Genomic DNA, 1,422 nt, shown 5'->3' with positions numbered 1-1,422 from the left:
CGCCGGGGCGGCGGTGACGACCGCGACGCCGGCCGCGCGGGCGGCCTCGGCGGTCAGGGCGACGAAGCCCACTTCGGCGGCGTGGTCCTCGCCATGCTCGGTTTCACCGGCCTCGGCTTGCGGGATAGGGCGATTGGTCAGCTGGGCAAGGCCGTAGCCGGCCCCTAGGGCGACGACCACGGTGGCCGTGGTGGTCAGGATGCGTGCGTCGAGTTTCATGGTCAGCCTCCGAACGGAGCGCGGCCCGTCAGGCGGGCGATGTCGATCTCGGCGCGGGCCTTGGCCAGGCGCGCGTCGAGGGTGCGGATGCGGGCGGCGGCCAGGGCGCGCCGGGCCGAGGACAGCTCCAGCAGCGGCAGCCGGCCGGCCTCGTAGCCGATCCGCGCCAGCCGGTAGGCCTCGGCGGCGGCGGTCTCGGCCGAATCGGCGGCCTCGGCGCGTCCTTCGGCGGCGCGGGCCTGGGCGCGGGCGGCGCGCAGGTCGGCGGCGGCGTCGAACTGCGCTTGGCGCAGGCGCGCCTGGCTGGCGGTCAGCTCGGCCTCGGCGGCGGCGCGGGCGCCCCGGTTGCGGTCGAACAGCGGCAGGGGCAGGGAGATGCCGGCCACCAGGGCCGTGGCGTCGTCGCCCGCCAGACGGCGCAGGCCGGCCGAGACGGTGACGTCTGGAACCGACAGGCCCCGCTGCACGGCGCGCCGGGCGTCGGCGGCGTCGCGCTCGGCCCGGGCCACGGCGAGAGCCGGCGTTTCCGCCTCGGCGGCATTGGGACCGCTCGCCGGCCGCGCCAGCAGGCTCTCGCCGACCGCATCATAGACGGCCGAAACACCGGCCAGGGCCGAGAGCTTGGCGAAGGCGGCGTCGGCGTTCGCCTGGGCCTCGTCGCGCTCGGCGCGGGCGGCGGCCTGTTCGGCCCGCGCCTGCAAGCCGCGCAACTGGGCCTCGCGGCCGGCGGCGACCAGTTCGGCGACCGCGCGGGCGTCGGTCTGCGCCGCCGCCTGCTGCTCTTCGGCCTGGGCGACGCGCGCAAAGGCCGTCTCGGCCTCGGCATAGGCCAGGGCGAGGTCGGCGGCGAAGTCGGAGCGTTCGGCGCCGGCCCGGGCCTCGGCGGCGCGGACGTCGGCCTGGCCGGCGGCCATCCGCGCGGCGCGCTTGCCGCCCAGCTCCAGGGTCTGGGACAGCGAGGCCGTGGTCTCGGCCAGGTCGAGCCCGCCGTAGGGGCCCGAGCCCCCCAGGTTCTCGACCTCCAGGCCGAGCACGGGATTGGGGCGGACGGCGGCCTGTAAGGCCAGGCCCCGAGCCTGATCGGCGCCGGCTTGCGCGGCGGCGAGGCGAGGGGAGGCGCCGCGGGCCTGGGCCAGCAGCACGGCATAGGGCGGCGCGGGCTCGGCCGCGGCGGGCACAGCAGCGAGTGGGGGGGCCGCGCAC

The 1,422-nt window shown here is 78.4% G+C and carries 1 protein-coding gene and 1 pseudogene; both read right to left on the bottom strand.

Annotated features, from left to right (window positions below):
* Positions 1–219: pseudogene (locus AC07NG_RS22690) on the bottom strand (efflux RND transporter periplasmic adaptor subunit); the annotation flags it as partial.
* A 2-nt stretch (positions 220–221) separates the two neighbouring features.
* Positions 222–1,422 (bottom strand): TolC family protein (locus AC07NG_RS22685; RefSeq protein WP_494596500.1); only part of this gene is annotated, 1,201 nt, incomplete at its 5' end.

The organism is Caulobacter sp. GW821-FHT10C03 (assembly GCF_059415485.1).
Note: the sequence above shows the minus strand (reverse complement) of the source record. Positions and strands in the feature narration are given on the sequence as shown.